Genomic DNA, 16,335 nt, shown 5'->3' on the forward strand with positions numbered 1-16,335 from the left:
GTTCTGATCGTTCCCGGTTGGGCGCTCGGGCGATTAAGCCCGTCGCCGCGCGCGGTGGGGCCCGCGCGAGCGAGCGCCGGGAGTCGCCGTCGACGGGAGCCGCCGCCCCCTCTCAGTCGGCGCGGCGCAGTTCGACGGTGAACACGCTGCCGGTCGGCTCGCCGTCCTCGACCCACACGTCGCCGCCGTACTTGTCGACGAGCGTCTCGACGAGGTACAGTCCGATCCCCGTGCCCCCGCTCTCGAGGCCCTTCTCGCCCTCCTGGAATATCTGCTCCTTGTGGTCGTCCGGGATTCCGGGGCCGTTGTCCGCGATCGACACGCACACCGCGTCGTCCGAGAGCCGGGTCGAAACCGTGATCTCCGCCACCTCCTTGTCGTTGTGGACGACCGCGTTCGTCAGCAGGTTCCGGAACACCGCCTCCAGCAGGTCGTCCGCCAGTACCGTCACGTCCGGTATCGACCCGTCGACGGTGACCGCGGCGCGGTCCTCGTCCGACCGGATCCGTTCGATCTGGCCGGTGAGTTCGGTCCGGAGGTCCACCGGCGTCCGCTCGGAGCCGGCCTGTAACAGCACGTCGGTGACGTCCCTGGCGGTCTCCGTGATGTCGGCCGCCTGCCGCGCCGCCCCGATGACCGTCCGCGCGTACGTCCGGCTCTGGTCGTCCGGCAACGACTCCTCGAGGAGTTCGGTGTACGCCTCGACGACCATCAGCTGGTTCCGGATGTCGTGGCGAACGACCTGGTTCAACAGCTTGAGGTTGTCCCGCTGTTCCTCGAGCGTCCGCTCGTACTCCTTGAGTTCGGTCACGTCGCGGGCGTATCCCAGAACGGCCTCCTCGCCCGTCTCGGCGATCCGATAGGGGATCTTCGTCGTCTGGAGGATCCGCGTCTCCCCGCTCGCCGTGGTCAGCGTCTCCCCGTCTATCGTCTTCGGCTCGCCCGACTCGAGCACGGCGAGGTCGTCCTGCCGGAACGCCTCGGAGTCCTCGACGTCGGGGATGATGTCCGCCTCCGATCGCCCCTCGACCTCCTCGGGCGTCTTCCCGTACGCCGCCGCGGTCGCCTCGTTCGCCAGGAGGTACTCGCCCTCGCGGTTCTTCACGAACACGAGGTCCGGCACGAGGTCGATGATCTGCCGGAGCTCCTCGCGGGTCGATTCCAGGGCGATCTCGTACTCCTTCCGCTCGGTGACGTCCTGGAACAGCCCCAGCGCTCCGGTGACCGTCCCCCCGTCGTCGAACTGCGGGTCGCCGATCGCCCTGACCCACCGGGTCTCCCCGGACCTCGTGACGATCCGCAACTCGAGGTCGTACGGCTCGCCCTCCGTCCGCAGCCGCTCGAAGGCGGCCTCGATCGCGTCGCGGTCGTCCGGGTGATAGAACTCCATCCCGTCCCCCAGATCGACCGACTCGTCCGTCGGCACGCCGTGAATGCGGTACACCTCGTCGCTCCACGTGAGCGACTCGTCGACCAGGTCCACCTCCCACCAGCCGATCGACGCGCTCTCCTGGGTGCGCTCGATGAGCGTCCGCGTGCGCTCCAGCTCCGTCTCCCGGCGCTTTCGGTCGTCGATGTCGAGGTGGATGCCGACCGCCCGAACCGGCTCGTCGTCCGCGTCCCGCTCGACGACCCGCCCGACGTCGCGGATCCACTTCCACTCGCCGTCGGCGGTCCGCATCCGGTGTTCCGCGTCGTAGTACTCGGTCTCGCCGGCGATGTGGGCGGACAGGGCGTCCTCGACCGCCTCGAGGTCGTCGGGGTGGACGCGTCGCTCCCACGCGTCCAGGTGCGGCTCGATCTCGTCGAGCGAGTGTCCGAGCATCGACGCCCACTGGTCGTTGAACTCGACCTCGTCGGAGGTCATGTCCCAGTCCCACACCCCCAGCTGGGCGCCCTCGACCGCGAGCTCGAGCCGGTCTTTGATCCGTTGGAGCGTTCGCTCCCGCCGTTTCTGGTCCGTGACGTCTCGGGCGACGCCGACGACCTTCGTCACCGACCCGTCCTCGACGACCGGACTCAGCCGCGTCTGCCACTCCCGTTGCCCGCCGGGCAGCGCGAGCGACTCCTCGTACTCGATCGTCTCGCGGGCCTCGACACAGCGACGATAGTTCTCGGCGACCGACGCTCCCTGTTCGTCGCCGAGCAGCTCTCGCGGCGTCTCGCCGCGTATCTCCTCGAGCGAGATCCCGGTGAGCCGCTGGTGCGACGCGTTCGTCCGTTGGAACCGAAAGGCGTACCCCCCGTCCTCCTCCTCGACGTCGATCAGGAAGACCGCGTCCTCCATCTCACAGAAGATGGTCTCGTAGACGTCCCCGTCCGCGTCACCGACCGCGGGATCGGACTCGGCGTCCGGAGACGGTCCTTGCCGACTTCCCATACGGATCGGTGGGGCGGCAGGGTTTAAGGGGTGCCGATCCGAGGACCTCCCGATCCGGCGCCGCTCACGTCACCCCGCCCTCGCCGACCGCGTACGCCAGGTGGTCCCCGCTCTCGAGGAGCGCCTCGATCCGGTCGACCACCGCGAGCACGTCGGCGAAGGCGGTGTACGGCGCGGCCGGACACACCCGCACGACGTTTGGGGGCCGGAAGTCGACCACGACGCCGCGGTCGGTCAGCGCCTCGCTCAACCGCTCGGCCTCGGGGTGTTCTAAGGCGACGTGGCCGCCGCGGGCGTCGCGGTCGCGGGGCGTGCCGACCGAGACCTCGGGGAGCCGCTCGTCGACCGAGGCGATCAGGAAGTCGGTGAGCGCGAGCGACTTCGCGCGGATCCGGTCGATGCCGGCCTCCCGCAGCGTCTCGATCGAGCCCTCGAGCGGGGCCGCCGCCAGGAGCGGCGGCGTGCCGATCTGCCACGCGCCCGCGGAGTCGGCGGGCGTGTAGGTCATGTTCATCTCGAACTGCGTCGCCTTCTCGTGGCCCCACCACCCCGCCAGCGCCGGGGTGAGCCCGTGGTGTCGCTCGGCGACGAACAGCGCGCCGATCGCGCCCGGTCCCGCGTTGAGGTACTTGTACGTACACCACACCGCGAAGTCGACGTCCGCGTCCGCGAACGCGTGCGGGACGGCCCCCACGGAGTGGGCGGCGTCGAACCCCGCGTACGCCCCGGCGTCGTGGGCCGCCTCCGTGATCCGCGCCACGTCGAACAGCTGTCCCGACCGGTAGAGCGCGGTCGGCATGAAGACGATCCCGACGTCGTCGTGTGCCTCGAGGGCGGCCTCGACGTCGCGCGGGTCGATCGTCCGCCCGTCGCGGCTCTCCACGATCCGGAGCTTCTCGTCCGGATCGATCCCCCGCGACCGGAGCTGTGCGCGGATCGCGTAGTGGTCGGAGGGGAAATCGAGGTCGTTGACCAACACCGCGGGATCGACGTCGGGATCGCCGCCGGACGCCCACGTCCCGTCGGCGGCCGCGTGCCCCGCCCGGTCCGGGCCGTTGCCCGCGCGAAGCTCGTCCAGGAACGTCCCGACGAGGGTGTGAACGTTCACCGTGATCGAGTTGCCGACGACGACCTCGTCGGGGGCGGCGCCGACGAGCGGGGCGAGCGCCGCGCCGATCCGCTCGCCGACCTCGAACCACGGCGGGTCCGCGTCGGTCCACCCGCCGATCAGCAGCTCGCGCCACTCGTCGACGACGCGGTCGAGGCTCGCGAGCGCGGCGTCGCTCGCGGGACCGAGGGAGTTGCCGTCCATGTACAGCACGTCGTCGGAGACCGAGAAGCGGTCGGCGAACCCCGAGAGGGGGTCGTCCCCATCGAGGCGGGCGGCGACCGCGACCGGATCCGCGTCGAACCCGCCGCGGTCGAGCGCCGCGGTCGCGGGGGCGTACGGGTCGTCGCCGTCGGCCGAGGACGGACCGTCCGTGGCGGGAGCGTCGTCGCCGTGTGCGTCGTCCATACGGGGAGGGACGCCGCCGGCGACTAAGCCCTTCCGGGGGTCGAGGGGGCGTCGGGTCGACCCCGCCGACGGCGAGTTCGGTGCGCCGTCGGCCGCGACGGCTCACTCCCTGGACTCGCCGAACCGGTGGACGGACGCGGCGGCGAGCGCCCCGCAGGCCGCGATCCCGGCGATCACGAGGAACAGCTCTCGGGTGCCGGCGGCCGTGAGGACGAACCCCGCGAGCCCGGCCCCGAGCGACCCGACGCCGAAGATCGCGAGGTAGGTGTAGCCGAACGACAGCCCCCGCGTTCCCGCCGGCGAGTAGGCCGCGACGGTCGCCTGCGAGAGCGGCTGGACGGTGAACAGCGCGACGCCGAGCAGCCCGGAGACGAGCAGGAACGACCAGACCTCCCCGGTGGCCGGCACGAACGCCAGCGCGAGCGCCGCCAGGACGGTCATGAGGTAGACGAGCCCCCGCTCCGGCGGGATCCGGTCCGCGATCCGCCCGCCGAGGTACTGGCCGGGGACGCCGACCATCAGGATCGCGACGTAGAGGTACCGCGCCGGGTCGAACTCCTCGCCGAGCGCGCCCGAGGGGTCGACGATGCCGAGGTCGGCGAAGCCGCCGAGCGCGTCCCCGAGCAGGTCCGGGAGGAAGGTGAGGAAGGTCCGGTAGTAGAGCCCGCTGAACGTGACGAACACCAACACGAGCGCGAACCCGAGCGTCAACAGCGACCGCGTGTCGCCGACGAAGCCGGCGAGCGAACTCCCCAGGCTCGCGTCTCCGTTCCCGTCCGCGGCGACGGCCTCGGCGCCCTCGTCGCTCGCACGGTCGGAGTCGCCGTCGGCCGCCGCGTCGTCCGGCGCCGCGGGCGTCGCGTCGTCCGGCGCCGCGTCGGCACTCGCGAGCGCGGCGTCGACATCGACGGTGGAGCCGTAGGCGGCGACCAGGAACGCCGGGACCGTGAGCAGCGCGGCGACGACCCGCCAGTCGAAGGCGACGAGCAGCAGGACCGCCGCGAGGGGGCCGAGCGCGATGCCGAGGTTGCCGCCGATGCCGTGGTAGCCGAGCGCGGTGCCGCGGCGCTCGACCGCCTTCGAGAGCAGCGTGAGCCCGGCCGGGTGGTAGACGCTCGCCGTGACGCCCCACACCGCGAGCGCGATCGCGAGCACCGGGAGGCTCGGCGCGGCCCCGACGAGCAGGAATGCGCCGCCCATCCCGAGCAGGCACGCGAGGATGACCGGCTTCGAGCCGAAGCGGTCGACGACCACGCCGCCGGGGAGCGCCCCGACGCCGAAGAGCCCGTAGCCGACCGTGACGAGCGCGCCGAGCGTCGCCGCCGTGGTCGAGAACTCCGCGATCCACACCGTGAGCAGGATCGGAATGGACAGCTCGTAGGTGTGGACGAGCCCGTGGGAGCTCGCCGTGAAGGCGACGATGCGTCGCTCGTTCGCGTCCATGTGAACTCGAGGTTCATCGGGGACGGTGATAACCCCGCGGATACATGAGGAGGTTGCCGGGACGGTCGGGCGGTTCGATGCCCGTTTCCCAAGCGTTTTCGTGGCGTGTGAGGAACTCGGAACCCCGACATGGACCTCGTCCTGTTCAGTCACGTGGGCGTCTTCGCCGTCTCCGCGCTCGCCTGCGTGGCGAGCCTCCCGCGCGTGCGACGCATCCGACACGCCGACACCCGCCGCGGGCTGGCGGCGCTCCTCCTCTCGGTCGCCCTCTGGTCGATCGGGTACGTCGGGTACCTGCTCGCGCCGAGCGCCGCGGGCAAGGTCGCGTGGTACACGGTGGGGTTCGTGTTCGCGTTCGTCGCCGTCGGCGCGTGGCTGTACTTCTGTGCCGCCTACACCGGTCGCCCGCCGCGACGGGCCCCGTACCGGAACGCCGCGATCGCCGTCTTCGCGGTCTTCACCGCGCTCAAACTCACGAACGCGTTTCACGGCCTCTACTTCACCACCGCGTGGACGACCGAGCCGTTTCCCCACCTCGCGATCCGTCACGAGCTGCTCTACTGGCTCGTCCTCGGGCTGTCGTACGTCGTGATCGGCGTCGGCTTCTTCATGCTGCTCGAGCGGTTCCACTACACGGGCGCCGACAGCCGTCCGCTCGCAGCCCTCGTGGGCGTGACGGGGATCCCCGTCGTCGCGACGCTGTTCGGCGGCCGGGTGGAGTGGCTGCTCCCGCTGATGTACGAGCCGCCAGGGGTCGCGCTGTTCGCGGTCGGAACGCTCTTCGTCTACAGCACCCGTCTCGAGACGATCCGGCTCACCGGCGCGTCGGACAAGCCGGCCATTTACCTCGACGGCGACGGGCGCGTTCGCGACTACAACGCCTCCGCACGGGAGATCCTCCCGTCGCTCGCGGACGCGGTCGGGGACCCGATCGACGAGGTCGACGCCGCCGTCGCCGAGCGCCTGGCGGCGGACGGCGTGTGTGCGATCGACCGGAACGGCGAGTCGCGGTCCTACGAGGTCGTCAGCACGCCGTTCACCGTCGGCGGCGTTCCGACCGGACGACTGGTGACGCTCACGGACGTGACCGATCGGGAGGCGTACCGACGACGACTCGAGACGAAGACGGAGCAGCTCGAGGCGCTGAACCGCGTCGTCAGACACGACATCCGGAACGACATGGCCGTGATCCTCGGCTGGATGGAGACGTTCGAGGGACGCGTCGACGACGACCTCGAGCCGGTCCTCGACCGCGTCCTGCGGAAGGGAGCACACGTCGTCGAGCTCACGGAGACCGCCCGCGAGTTCATCGAGTCGCTGTCGGCGGCGGAGGCGACGAACCTCCGGCCGGTCGACGTGCGGGAGACGGTCGACACGGAGCTGGCGGCCGTTCGCGAGTCGTTCCCGGACGCGACGTTCCGCGTCGACGGCGAGATCCCGGACGTGCGAGTGCGCGGCAACGGGATGCTCTCGTCGGTCCTCCGGAACCTCCTCGAGAACGCGGTCCGCCACAACGACGGGGCGACCCCCGAGGTGACGGTCGCCGTCGAGACGGCGGGCGAGAGCGTCAGGATCTCGGTCCGGGACGACGGGCCCGGAATCCCCGACGAGCGGAAGCGGGCGGTCTTCGGAAAGGGCGAGAAGGGGCTTGACAGCCCCGGAACCGGCATCGGCCTGTACCTCGTCCACGTGTTGACGAGCCAGTTCGGCGGCGAGGTGTGGGTGGAGGACAACGACCCCGAGGGGTCGGTGTTCGTCGTCGAGCTCGTGAACGCGGACCGGGTCGAGAACGTGCCGGACGACGCGGACCGGCCGCCCAGGTATCCCCCGAACCTATAGCGTGGCCGGCCGCAACCTCGATCCGAGATGTCGTGGTACCTCCTGATCCTCGCCGGGCTGTTCGAGATAGCGTGGGCGATCGGCCTCGAGTACTCCGAGGGGTTCTCCAAACCGCTCCCGACCCTCGCGACCGGCGTCGCCATCGTGGTCAGCATGGTGCTTCTGGCGCGGGCCGTCGAGGAGCTCCCCGTGGGCACGGCCTACGCGGTGTGGACCGGGATCGGGGCCGTCGGCACCGCCTCGCTCGGGGTCGTCCTCTTCGACGAGCCGGCCACGCTCGTCCGCGCCGGCTGTATCGGCCTGATCGTCGTCGGCATCGTCGGGCTCCACCTGGCGTCCGGCGGGCACTGAGTTCCGTCCGGGCCGTCCGCGGTCCGATCGTCCCGTCGGATCGGGAGGCTCGACGCCGCCGACCGCGAATGGCTACGCCGCACGGAGTGCGCGGACCGCGGCGGCCGNNCGGCCGCCGGCGGTCACCGGCTGTCCGGTCACGTCCGCCAGCAGCCCACGGAGGCCCTCCAGGTACCCGGTCGATCGTTCCTCCCGGATCGCCATCGTTCGCTTCCCCGAGTAGCCGGTGCCGCGGTGGGCGACGTAGATGCGGGCGAACGACTCGCGGACCGCGCTCGGGGCGTCCCACACGACCGACGGAAAGGCGTCGAGAGCGATCTTCTCGCCCGCGGGGGCGCCCATCGTGACGAGACACCGACCGAGGACCGAGCCGTCGGCGGTGGGGATCACCTCGGTCGCGCGGTTCTCGTCGTCGACACGCCGAACGACGGTCTCGACGCCGACGCGCCCGAAGGCGTCCCGCACCTCCTCGAGCCCGACGCGCCGGCCGGTCGTCACCGCGGGAACGAACGTCCGGCTCGTGATGCTCCCGCCCGCGAGGACGTGCGCGAGCAGCTCGACGAGCGCGGCCGCCACGTCGCCGTCCGGATCGGGATCGATCCACCCGTGATCGGTCGCGGTCCGGACCCCACGGACCGGGTCGGGCATCCCGCCGTCGAGCCAGCCGCGAACCCGGCTCGGCGGGAGATCGAGGGCGTTTCCGACCCGCGTACGCCCGTGGTCGGGGTGGGCGGCGGCGTGCTCCCGAACGCGTCGATAGTCGAGGACCTTCTCCCACGGGTCGGAGTATTCTCGATCGCTGTAGGTACGGGCGAGGGCCGGGGCCGTGGGTGACATACTCGTGACGTCGCGCAAACAGGATTTGAACGTGCCGACTCCGTTTTCAAGGGTGATATTTACGACAGCAGGTACATATACTGGATCCGCCTCCGTTTAGATAGCCAGCAACCGACGAACGCGGATCGGGGGACGCTCGTACCCGCGTTCTCGGCCCCAGCTGGGTTCAATCATGAAACCAAGCAACCTATTCACGACGGACGACCGCGCCGTGAGCCCCGTTATCGGGGTCATCCTGATGGTCGCAATCACCGTCATTCTGGCCGCCGTCATCGGAACGTTCGTCCTCGGACTCGGCGACTCGCTCGGGGACAGTCAGCCGACTGCGCAGCTTAGTGCTGAAGTTACCAATTCGGGATCGAATATCACTGTTGAACACAGTGGCGGCGATTCAATTGAATCGGGAGCACTGAACGTTATTGTTAGCTCCCCAGATTACAGTAGCTCGTCTGAAGGCACCATCGACCAACGGTTTAGTGTCGGTGATTCGGTTACTGCTTCCACCAACGGCTCCGATACCGTAGCAGCAAATAGTGAGGAACTCCGGATTCGGGTTATCCACCAACCTAGTGAGTCGATCCTTCTAGATCGCACGTTCCAGCCCGCAGACGACGTGGTGATCGGAGACCCGATCACTTTCAACTAGCATCAGATTCTGTCTATCTCCAATTCGATTTTATGCCGGTCCGGTGCCTGACTCTCAGCGCCGGCGTGTTACACAGTTCTAGTTACGAGATCGTGTTCATCACGACTATTACGGATATCGCTCTTCTGTAGGAGATTGTTGATACAGTCGTCAGTAGCTGAGCGGAAAGACTGATCGACTTTCTGTACGTCTCTACCGTGGACTTCCAGTTCAATTCATATAACCGCAAATCGCAAGACAGCAGTCCATCAACAATATGCTACACAAGAGCGTTGTGTTTTATTTATATTCGAATGATAGATTTCGGATATGGCGAACGGGATTGGACTCTCTGCGACTGAAGACACAGTCGAACAAGTTCTCACCCGGAACTACCGCTATACCGTTCCGGACTACCAACGTCGCTACTCGTGGGGCGAGGAACAGTGGGGGGCATTGTGGGCTGATCTGAACTCAATTCGCCCGGACTCAACGCACTTTTTGGGTTCAGTCGTCCTCATTGAGCGCTCAAGTGGCCTGAATGAACTGAACAAACTGGAGATTGTTGACGGCCAGCAGCGGATCGCAACGATCACTGTCCTCCTATCGCTAATGCGGGAGAAATACTACGAGCTGGGAGAATCAGAGCAGGCTGAGGATATCGAGAACAAGTATCTCAAAAAGCAAGATCTTGATCGGAATGAGTATCAGAATCTTACTCTTAGTACGTTCGACAACCCTGATCTGGAGAAGGTAATCGAGCGGAAGTATGGTAAAATGGATGATGGACAGCTGCGTGAAGCTGTCCAATTCTACGCGAGCAAGCTTGATGACTTAGATGTCGATGAACTTGATAAGCTTAGAAAGAGACTGTTGGCGTCAGTAACGCTTGTGTCAATCCGGTGTGAGGGCGAGCAGTCCGCGTTCCGACTGTTCGAGACGCTAAACGATCGCGGGATGGAGCTCTCTTCTGTCGATCTGATGAAGAACTACACGTTCAGTAAAGCAGCAAGTGCGCCTGATTCAGAGATCGACTACGAGCAAGTCCAGGATGACTGGGAACGACTCATCAAGACACTCATGCCGAACATGAGTCAGCCGAGTCGCTTTTTCCGACACTACATTATGTCTGCGTCAGAGCCGAATTACGATGGCGACGTCTCCGACTACAAGCTCTACGACGAGTTCCAGAAAATTGTTGACTCAAAGCTTCCCGACGCGGGAATTGCGCTGAATGAGTACGTTACAGAACTAGCCGACAAGGCAGAACTCTACGCGAAGATCCTCAACCACGAGATCGACATGTACGACGATGCGGGGAACAAGGCGATCAACTCCAAGCTCAACGACTTGGAGATCATCAACTCTGTCCAAGCGAGGACACTCATGCTGCGTGTGTTTGAGGAGTATAATACGGCGAATAAAGTAATGGAGAGTCTGCTCCTATTGGAAAGTTTCCTGATGCGGTGGAAAGTATCTAGCTATCCGACTGGTGGAGAACTCGATCGGATTTATTCCCGAATCTGCTCTGAGGCCTTCGAGAAAGAGAACTCGATCCGCGAGATCTACAGTGGACTCTCGGATCGGTGCCCCAGCGACGAGGAGTTCATCGCGTCCATCGAGAACAAGCGAGTCCGGCTGAACGATCGGACGAGTTACATCCTCAAACGGCTTGAGATGGATTACTACAACGGCACGGAGCTGGATCTGGATAAACTCGATCGGGAGCATATCGCTCCACGAGCATCGTTTACGGCCAAAAAGTACAGCGCATGGCCCTCTACACTCGGCACTACCGAAGCCCAGTTCGAGCAGTTCCGGGATAAGCTGGGGAATCTCACGTTACTTGAGACGGATAAGAACATCTCGATTGGAGCCGATCCGTTTGAAAAAAAGCAAGAAGCATACGCTGAGTCAAAGCTTCAGATGAACCAGCAGCTGTGCGAGGATTACGACAACTGGGGTACAGACGAAATCGATCAGCGAACTTCTGAGTTGGCCAACGCGATGGTTCAGATATGGAACTTAGATGCTTAGGAAACTACCGGCTCCAATAACAAAACACGAAATGTAAAAATAGTATTATTTTATATATGAGTACATTAGTTAGATACTCAAAGTTCTATAAAGTTGATTTTCGTGTTTCTGAGATGCGTTAATCAGAATACCAGGAAATTTGGAAACAATCACATGGTCGCTGGTTCGCGCGTGTTTTTTATACAAACCGTCTACAAACGCCTATGCTAATCGGGGCAGATACTCCGCAAAAATTCAGCTTCTGGATTGACTAGAACGGGAGTTACATAATATGAAACTCCGAAGAGACGACAAGATACAGATTACGGTCTAACAGAGATCAAGTTCCACACACCCCCCGCCGTGTCAACAGTGTCTCATCGGACACGGCTACTGCGGACACCATGGAGTGCTTTGTATGGCCCGCAAATAATTAGTGGCGTCCGCGCGGATACACACGTAGCTCGCGTCAATGATTGAACGAGTGGAACGCAAGGATTTCCGCCCGAAAACAGTCCACAGACGGAGCGAACCTGACGCCGTCTGTTCCTTTCAGAACAGGCGATCCGGTGATGGACTCGCGGGGATTTGAACCCCGGGCCTCTTCCTTGCGAAGGAAGCGATCTGCCGCTGATCTACGAGCCCGCACCCGAAACGAGTCCCCGTCCGTACTTGTACCTTACTTTTCGCCGATCCCCGAGCGGGAGGTTCACACCCGACGAGCTGGGCCGGGATCGCCACGACCGCCGCGACCGACGCCCTTAGGTGGCCGCCGACCCGAGTTCGACCCGAAGCGGGCGGATCGCGCGTCCCGATCCCACACCTCGTAACGATTCTGAGATCCATCGCATATTCGTTATACTTTTGCGTGCGGGCTCCCTCGATCGAGGCATGTCAGAAGCGACGGCGGCGGCCGACCCGGCGGCGATGGCGGCGTTGAAACACGTCGCGCTCGCGGGCGGGTTGACCGAGACGAAGGTGTCGTGTGCGGCGCTCGGCGACCGCCTCGACGCGTCGACCCAGACCGCCTCCAGACGCCTCCAGACGCTCGAGTCCGCGGGGCTGCTCGAACGCGACGTGGTCGGCGACGGCCAGTGGGTCCGGGTCACCGACGCGGGCGAGGCCGCCCTCCGCGGCGAGTACGCCGACTACCGCCGGCTCTTCGAGAGCGACGTCGAACTCGTCCTCCGGGGGGCCGTCACCGGCGGGATGGGCGAGGGCCGCCACTACATCACCCTGCCGGGGTACGCGGCGCAGTTCGCCGCCCGGCTGGGGTACGAGCCGTTCCCCGGCACGCTCAACCTCGAACTCGACGCGGAGAGCGTCCGCCGGCGCGGCGAGATCGCGGGGATCGACGCCGTCCCGATCGACGCCTGGGAGGACGAGGACCGCACCTACGGCGCGGCCGCGTGTTACGCCGTCACGCTCGTCGCCGACGACGGGCGCTACGAGGACGGCCACGCGATCGTCCCCGACCGCACCCACCACGACGACGACAAACTGGAGGTGATCGCCCCCGACGAGCTCCGGGCGGAGCTCGATCTGACGGACGGCGACACGATCGAGGTCCGCGTCGAGGCGACGTCGCGGGCGGACGCGCCCGACGACCCGGACGCGTTCGAGGACTCCGGCGAGCCGGAGGACCCCGACGAGCCGCTCGGGGAGGTGGCCTGATGCGCGCCGACGCCGAGGGTTCCGAGGCGGAGCCCGACCCGGCCGACGCGCCGGCGACGGTCGGCGATGCGGACGGTGACGACGGGAACGCCGACCGGGACGCGACCGCCGCGGTCGACCGCGCGCTGGCGGCGTTCCGCGCCGGCGACCCGGTCTGTGTCCACGACTTCGCGGACCGCGAGGGGGAGACGGACATCGTCTACCCCGCGGGCGCGGTCGACGCCGCGGCGGTGGCGCACATGCGCAACGACGCCGGCGGGCTGATCTGCGTCGCCGTCGACGACGCGGTCGCGGACGCGTTCGGGCTCCCGTTCCTCGCGGACGCGCTCGATCACCCCGCCGTGAACGACGACCCGGCCTACGACGACCGCTCCTCGTTCTCGCTGCCGGTGAACCACCGCGAGACGTTCACGGGGATCACGGACGCGGACCGGGCGCTGACGATCACGGAGGTGGCGCACGCGGCCGCGGCGGCCGCCGCCGACCCCGACGGGTACACCCCCGAGGACTTCGCGGCGTCGTTCCGCGCGCCCGGCCACGTCCACGTCCTGCGCGGCGCGGTCGAGGGACTCGCGGACCGCGTGGGTCACACCGAACTGGGGCTGGCGCTCGCCGAGGCGGTCGACGCCGCGCCCGCCGCCGTGGTGTGTGAGATGCTCGACGACGAGACCGGCGACGCGCTCGCGCCCGCCGACGCCGCCGCCTACGCGGAGCGGCGCGGGATCCCCTACGTCGAGGGCGCGGCCCTCGTCGAGGCGCTGCGGTGAACCGGTCGGGGTCAAGCCCCGAGGCGCTCGCCTCGCTCATCCGTGGATCCGGCGGGGCGGGGTGGTATGTCATAATTTTAAGCCCGGACGCATCGAGTTCGGTAGTATGGGCTTCGACGAGATGGACGTCGACACGATCTGGAAGAACGGGGAGTTCCTCGACTGGGAGGACGCGACCACCCACGTCCTCACGCACGCGCTCCACTACGGCACCGGCGTGTTCGAGGGGCTCCGGAGCTACGAGACCGAGGAGGGAACCGCGGTCTTCCGGCTCGAGGAGCACCTCGACCGCCTCTTCGACTCCGCGAAGATGTACGACATGGAGATCGAACACTCCCGCGAGGAGATCACGGAGGCGATCCTCGAACTCCTCGACCGGCAGGACCTGACCTCCTGTTACATCCGGCCGATCGCCTACTACGGCTACGACTCGCTCGGCGTCTCGCCGGGCGACTGCCCGACCGACCTCGTCCTCGCGGCCTGGCCGTGGGGGACGTACCTCGGCGAGGAGGCCTTAGAGGAGGGCGTCGACGTGATGGTCTCCTCCTGGCGGAAACACGCCTCCTCGCAGGTCCCGACGAACGTGAAGACCACCGGGCTCTACGTCAACTCCATGCTCGCCGGCGAGGAGGCCCGCCGGAACGGCTACGTCGAGGCGATCGTCTTAAACAAGGAGGGGAACGTCGCGGAGGGGCCGGGCGAGAACGTCTTCATGGTCAACGACGGCGAGGTGTACACCACCGGCCAGGCGCAGTCGATCCTCGAGGGGATCACCCGCGACACCGTGATCACGCTGGCCGAGGAGCGCGGCTACACCGTCCACGACGAGGCCGTCATCTCGCGGGGGCAGCTGTACACCGCCGACGAGCTGTTCTTCACCGGCTCGGCAGCCGAGGTGACGCCGATCCGCTCCGTCGACGACACGGAGATCGGGAACGGCAGCCGCGGCCCGGTGACCGAGGAGCTCCAGGAGGCGTTCTTCGAGGTCATCGAGCGCCGGACCGACGACCACGACGAGTGGTTCACGTACCTCTAGGCCGGCTCACGACGGGGTGACCCCGCCGCGACGGTGACCCCCTCGCCGCGAACCGGCGGCGCGGGTCCGTCACGACCCGGACGTCCCGGTCGATCCGTCCGCGTCCCCGGTCGAGGTCCCGCCGTCGCCCTCCGGGCGCTCCCCCGCCGCCTTCCCCGGCTGCCCGACGCCGGGACGGTGGTCCTCCGGTCCGTCGTCCGCGGGCGGCCGCTCCTCCTCGACGGGGATCTGGTGGGCGGACTCGCCGAAGCCGGCCGAGAGGATCCGCGTCATCCCCTCCTCGACGCTCTCGCCGGTGTCCTCGACCCGCTCGGGCTCGACCTCGATGACGAAGCCGGTGGTGATGTTCGGGGCGGTCGGCATGAAGAGGACGATCTTCCCGTCGCGGGTCTTCTTGCCCGTCCGGAACGCGGTCATCCGGATGCCGGGCCACGTCTCGAGGTACACCGGGTTCTGGAGCTCGTCGGTGCCGGAGATGGCGGTCTCGGCCGCCAGCTTCGAGGCGTTGTACACCACGCGCAGCGCGGGGATCCGGTTTATCGCGTCGTCGACCTTCGCCTCCGCGAGCCGGCCGAGCGTCGTCCGCATGAAGTACCCGACCGCGAGCACGAGCGTCGAGAGGACCGCGATGGCGATGACGACCCGCGAGACGGGCTCCAGCGGAGCGGGGATCGCGTCGGGCTGGAGCGCGTCGATGAGCGGGATCGACGCGATGTGGAGGTAGATCCACCGAACGACGAGGAGCAGAACGAGGAGCGGGGCCAACACGATGAGCCCGCTGGCGAAGTCGCGTTTCCACGTGGACATCTATCGTCCCGGTATGCGACGGGGACGCTTAAGAGGGCTTCTCATGTCGGGCGAGCGAGTGGTCGCCGGGCGGGCCGCGTCCGGGCACGCCGACGTCGACGGCGACCCGCGTGGCGGGGGCTCAGCGACCGACGACCGCCCGCAGGGCGAACGTGAGGTTCTCCTTGCGCTCGCGCACGCGACGGTAGAAGTACGAGAGCCACTTGCCGCCGTAGGGCGCGTACTGGTTCACCGCGACGCCCTGCCGCGCGAGGTCGCGCTGGGCGTCCTCGCGGACGCCCATCAGCATCTGGATCTCGTAGTCGGTGTCGTGTTCGGCCCCGAGCCGGTTGGCGAGCGAGATCATCGCGGGGTCGTGGCTGCCGACGGCGACCCCCCGGTCACGGTGCTCGAAGAGGAACTCGATGTCGCCGCGGTACGCCTCGTCGACGTCAGCCTTGTCCGTGTAGGCGATCGAGTCGGGCTCGTCGTACGCCCCCTTCACGAGCCGGACCACGCCGGGGACGTCGACGAGGCGCTCGAGGTCCTCGCGGGTCCGTTTGAGGTTCGACTGGACGCACTGGCCGACGCTCCAGGGGTAGTCGGCCGCGATCGACTCGAAGGCGTCGAGGGTGGCGTCCGTGGTGTCGGCGTCCTCCATGTCACACCAGACGAACGCGTCGCGCTCGTGGGCGTGGGCGACCAGGTCGCGGTACTGCTCCTCGAAGAGGTCGGCGGAGACGTCGAGGCCGATCTGCGAGGGCTTCACGGAGATACAGGCGTCGAGGTCCGTGCCGGCCAGGTCGTCGAGGAGCCGTCGGTACGCGTCCGCGTCGGCGCGGGCGTCCGCGGGGTCGTCGTAGTGTTCCCCGAGCAGGTTCAGGATGACGCCGATGCCCTCCTCGTTGCGGGCCCGTGCGTGGTCGAGCGCCTCGGGAACGCTCTCGCCGGCGACGAACCGGCGCGCGATCGGGGGGATCATACCGGGAGGAGGACGTCGCCCGACTTGAGCGTTGTCACCCGTCGATCCGAGCGGACGTCGAGGGTCGGCCGCCCGTGCCCTCT

The 16,335-nt window shown here is 67.0% G+C and carries 13 protein-coding genes and 1 tRNA gene; 7 read left to right on the forward strand and 7 right to left on the reverse strand.

Going from position 1 to position 16,335, the window contains the following annotated elements; genetic code table 11:
- Nucleotides 1-112: 112 nt before the first annotated feature.
- The 3 genes from DJ70_RS11175 to DJ70_RS11185 all read right to left on the reverse strand — a co-directional run bounded on the left by DJ70_RS11175 (nucleotide 113) and on the right by DJ70_RS11185 (nucleotide 5,339).
- Nucleotides 113-2,380, reverse strand: coding sequence for a PAS domain-containing sensor histidine kinase (locus DJ70_RS11175; RefSeq protein ID WP_094533018.1), 2,268 nt, complete (start codon nucleotides 2,378-2,380; stop codon nucleotides 113-115).
- Between the two features lie 64 nt (nucleotides 2,381-2,444).
- Nucleotides 2,445-3,896, reverse strand: coding sequence for a kynureninase (gene kynU / locus DJ70_RS11180; protein WP_094533020.1), 1,452 nt, complete (start codon nucleotides 3,894-3,896; stop codon nucleotides 2,445-2,447).
- Between the two features lie 102 nt (nucleotides 3,897-3,998).
- Nucleotides 3,999-5,339 carry an MFS transporter gene (locus DJ70_RS11185; protein WP_094533022.1) on the reverse strand — a complete coding sequence of 447 codons (1,341 nt, stop codon included), beginning with the start codon at nucleotides 5,337-5,339 and terminating at the stop codon, nucleotides 3,999-4,001.
- 129 nt (nucleotides 5,340-5,468) lie between these two features.
- Between DJ70_RS11185 and DJ70_RS11190 the strand changes: the two genes are divergently transcribed.
- Nucleotides 5,469-7,178: a sensor histidine kinase gene (locus DJ70_RS11190; protein ID WP_094533024.1), complete on the forward strand. Its 1,710-nt coding sequence runs from the start codon at nucleotides 5,469-5,471 to the stop codon at nucleotides 7,176-7,178.
- Nucleotides 7,179-7,205: 27 nt separating this feature from the next.
- Nucleotides 7,206-7,529, forward strand: a complete 324-nt coding sequence (gene sugE / locus DJ70_RS11195) for a quaternary ammonium compound efflux SMR transporter SugE (protein WP_094533026.1) — start codon at nucleotides 7,206-7,208, stop codon at nucleotides 7,527-7,529.
- A gap of 72 nt (nucleotides 7,530-7,601) precedes the next feature.
- Here the strand turns inward: sugE and DJ70_RS11200 are convergent, their stop codons facing one another.
- The gene (locus DJ70_RS11200; protein ID WP_094533028.1) at nucleotides 7,602-8,366 is read right to left on the reverse strand and encodes a hypothetical protein; all 765 of its coding nucleotides are present in this window, start codon (nucleotides 8,364-8,366) and stop codon (nucleotides 7,602-7,604) included.
- 172 nt (nucleotides 8,367-8,538) lie between these two features.
- On the opposite strand from DJ70_RS11200, the gene DJ70_RS11205 reads away from it, so the two are divergent.
- On the forward strand, nucleotides 8,539-9,012 hold the full coding sequence (locus DJ70_RS11205) for a type IV pilin (RefSeq protein ID WP_094533030.1): 474 nt from the start codon (nucleotides 8,539-8,541) through the stop codon (nucleotides 9,010-9,012).
- Between the two features lie 309 nt (nucleotides 9,013-9,321).
- A complete protein-coding gene (locus DJ70_RS11210; RefSeq protein ID WP_094533032.1) occupies nucleotides 9,322-11,028 on the forward strand; it encodes a DUF262 domain-containing protein in 1,707 nt (568 codons plus the stop codon).
- 552 nt (nucleotides 11,029-11,580) lie between these two features.
- Here DJ70_RS11210 and DJ70_RS11215 read toward each other — a convergent pair.
- Nucleotides 11,581-11,652: transfer RNA gene (locus DJ70_RS11215), tRNA-Ala, on the reverse strand.
- A gap of 246 nt (nucleotides 11,653-11,898) precedes the next feature.
- On the opposite strand from DJ70_RS11215, the gene DJ70_RS11220 reads away from it, so the two are divergent.
- From DJ70_RS11220 to DJ70_RS11230, 3 genes are all read left to right on the forward strand, one after another.
- Nucleotides 11,899-12,681, forward strand: a complete 783-nt coding sequence (locus DJ70_RS11220) for a DUF120 domain-containing protein (RefSeq protein ID WP_094533033.1) — start codon at nucleotides 11,899-11,901, stop codon at nucleotides 12,679-12,681.
- On the forward strand, nucleotides 12,681-13,448 hold the full coding sequence (gene ribB / locus DJ70_RS11225) for a 3,4-dihydroxy-2-butanone-4-phosphate synthase (RefSeq protein ID WP_094533035.1): 768 nt from the start codon (nucleotides 12,681-12,683) through the stop codon (nucleotides 13,446-13,448). Before DJ70_RS11220 ends, ribB begins: the two co-directional genes overlap by 1 nt.
- 106 nt (nucleotides 13,449-13,554) lie before the next feature.
- Nucleotides 13,555-14,484 carry a branched-chain amino acid transaminase gene (locus tag DJ70_RS11230; protein ID WP_094533037.1) on the forward strand — a complete coding sequence of 310 codons (930 nt, stop codon included), beginning with the start codon at nucleotides 13,555-13,557 and terminating at the stop codon, nucleotides 14,482-14,484.
- 69 nt (nucleotides 14,485-14,553) lie between these two features.
- On the opposite strand, the gene DJ70_RS11235 is transcribed toward DJ70_RS11230, so the two are convergent.
- Nucleotides 14,554-15,291: a DUF502 domain-containing protein gene (locus tag DJ70_RS11235; protein WP_094533039.1), complete on the reverse strand. Its 738-nt coding sequence runs from the start codon at nucleotides 15,289-15,291 to the stop codon at nucleotides 14,554-14,556.
- 121 nt (nucleotides 15,292-15,412) lie between these two features.
- Entirely contained in the window at nucleotides 15,413-16,252 is an 840-nt protein-coding gene (locus DJ70_RS11240) for a proline dehydrogenase family protein (protein WP_094533041.1), read from the reverse strand.
- Between the last annotated feature and the right edge of the window lie 83 nt (nucleotides 16,253-16,335).

Source organism: Halorubrum halodurans, assembly GCF_002252985.1.
Classification (GTDB): domain Archaea; phylum Halobacteriota; class Halobacteria; order Halobacteriales; family Haloferacaceae; genus Halorubrum; species Halorubrum halodurans.

Excerpts from the sequence above, each read along its gene's own strand:
- DJ70_RS11175 (WP_094533018.1), bottom strand. The coding sequence starts at position 2,380 with ATGGGAAGTCGGCAAGGACCGTCTCCGGACGCCGAGTCCGATCCCGCG.
- kynU (WP_094533020.1), bottom strand. The coding sequence starts at position 3,896 with ATGGACGACGCACACGGCGACGACGCTCCCGCCACGGACGGTCCGTCC.
- DJ70_RS11185 (WP_094533022.1), bottom strand. The coding sequence starts at position 5,339 with ATGGACGCGAACGAGCGACGCATCGTCGCCTTCACGGCGAGCTCCCAC.
- DJ70_RS11190 (WP_094533024.1), top strand. The coding sequence starts at position 5,469 with ATGGACCTCGTCCTGTTCAGTCACGTGGGCGTCTTCGCCGTCTCCGCG.
- sugE (WP_094533026.1), top strand. The coding sequence starts at position 7,206 with ATGTCGTGGTACCTCCTGATCCTCGCCGGGCTGTTCGAGATAGCGTGG.
- DJ70_RS11205 (WP_094533030.1), top strand. The coding sequence starts at position 8,539 with ATGAAACCAAGCAACCTATTCACGACGGACGACCGCGCCGTGAGCCCC.
- DJ70_RS11210 (WP_094533032.1), top strand. The coding sequence starts at position 9,322 with ATGGCGAACGGGATTGGACTCTCTGCGACTGAAGACACAGTCGAACAA.
- DJ70_RS11220 (WP_094533033.1), top strand. The coding sequence starts at position 11,899 with ATGTCAGAAGCGACGGCGGCGGCCGACCCGGCGGCGATGGCGGCGTTG.
- ribB (WP_094533035.1), top strand. The coding sequence starts at position 12,681 with ATGCGCGCCGACGCCGAGGGTTCCGAGGCGGAGCCCGACCCGGCCGAC.
- DJ70_RS11230 (WP_094533037.1), top strand. The coding sequence starts at position 13,555 with ATGGGCTTCGACGAGATGGACGTCGACACGATCTGGAAGAACGGGGAG.
- DJ70_RS11235 (WP_094533039.1), bottom strand. The coding sequence starts at position 15,291 with ATGTCCACGTGGAAACGCGACTTCGCCAGCGGGCTCATCGTGTTGGCC.
- DJ70_RS11240 (WP_094533041.1), bottom strand. The coding sequence starts at position 16,252 with ATGATCCCCCCGATCGCGCGCCGGTTCGTCGCCGGCGAGAGCGTTCCC.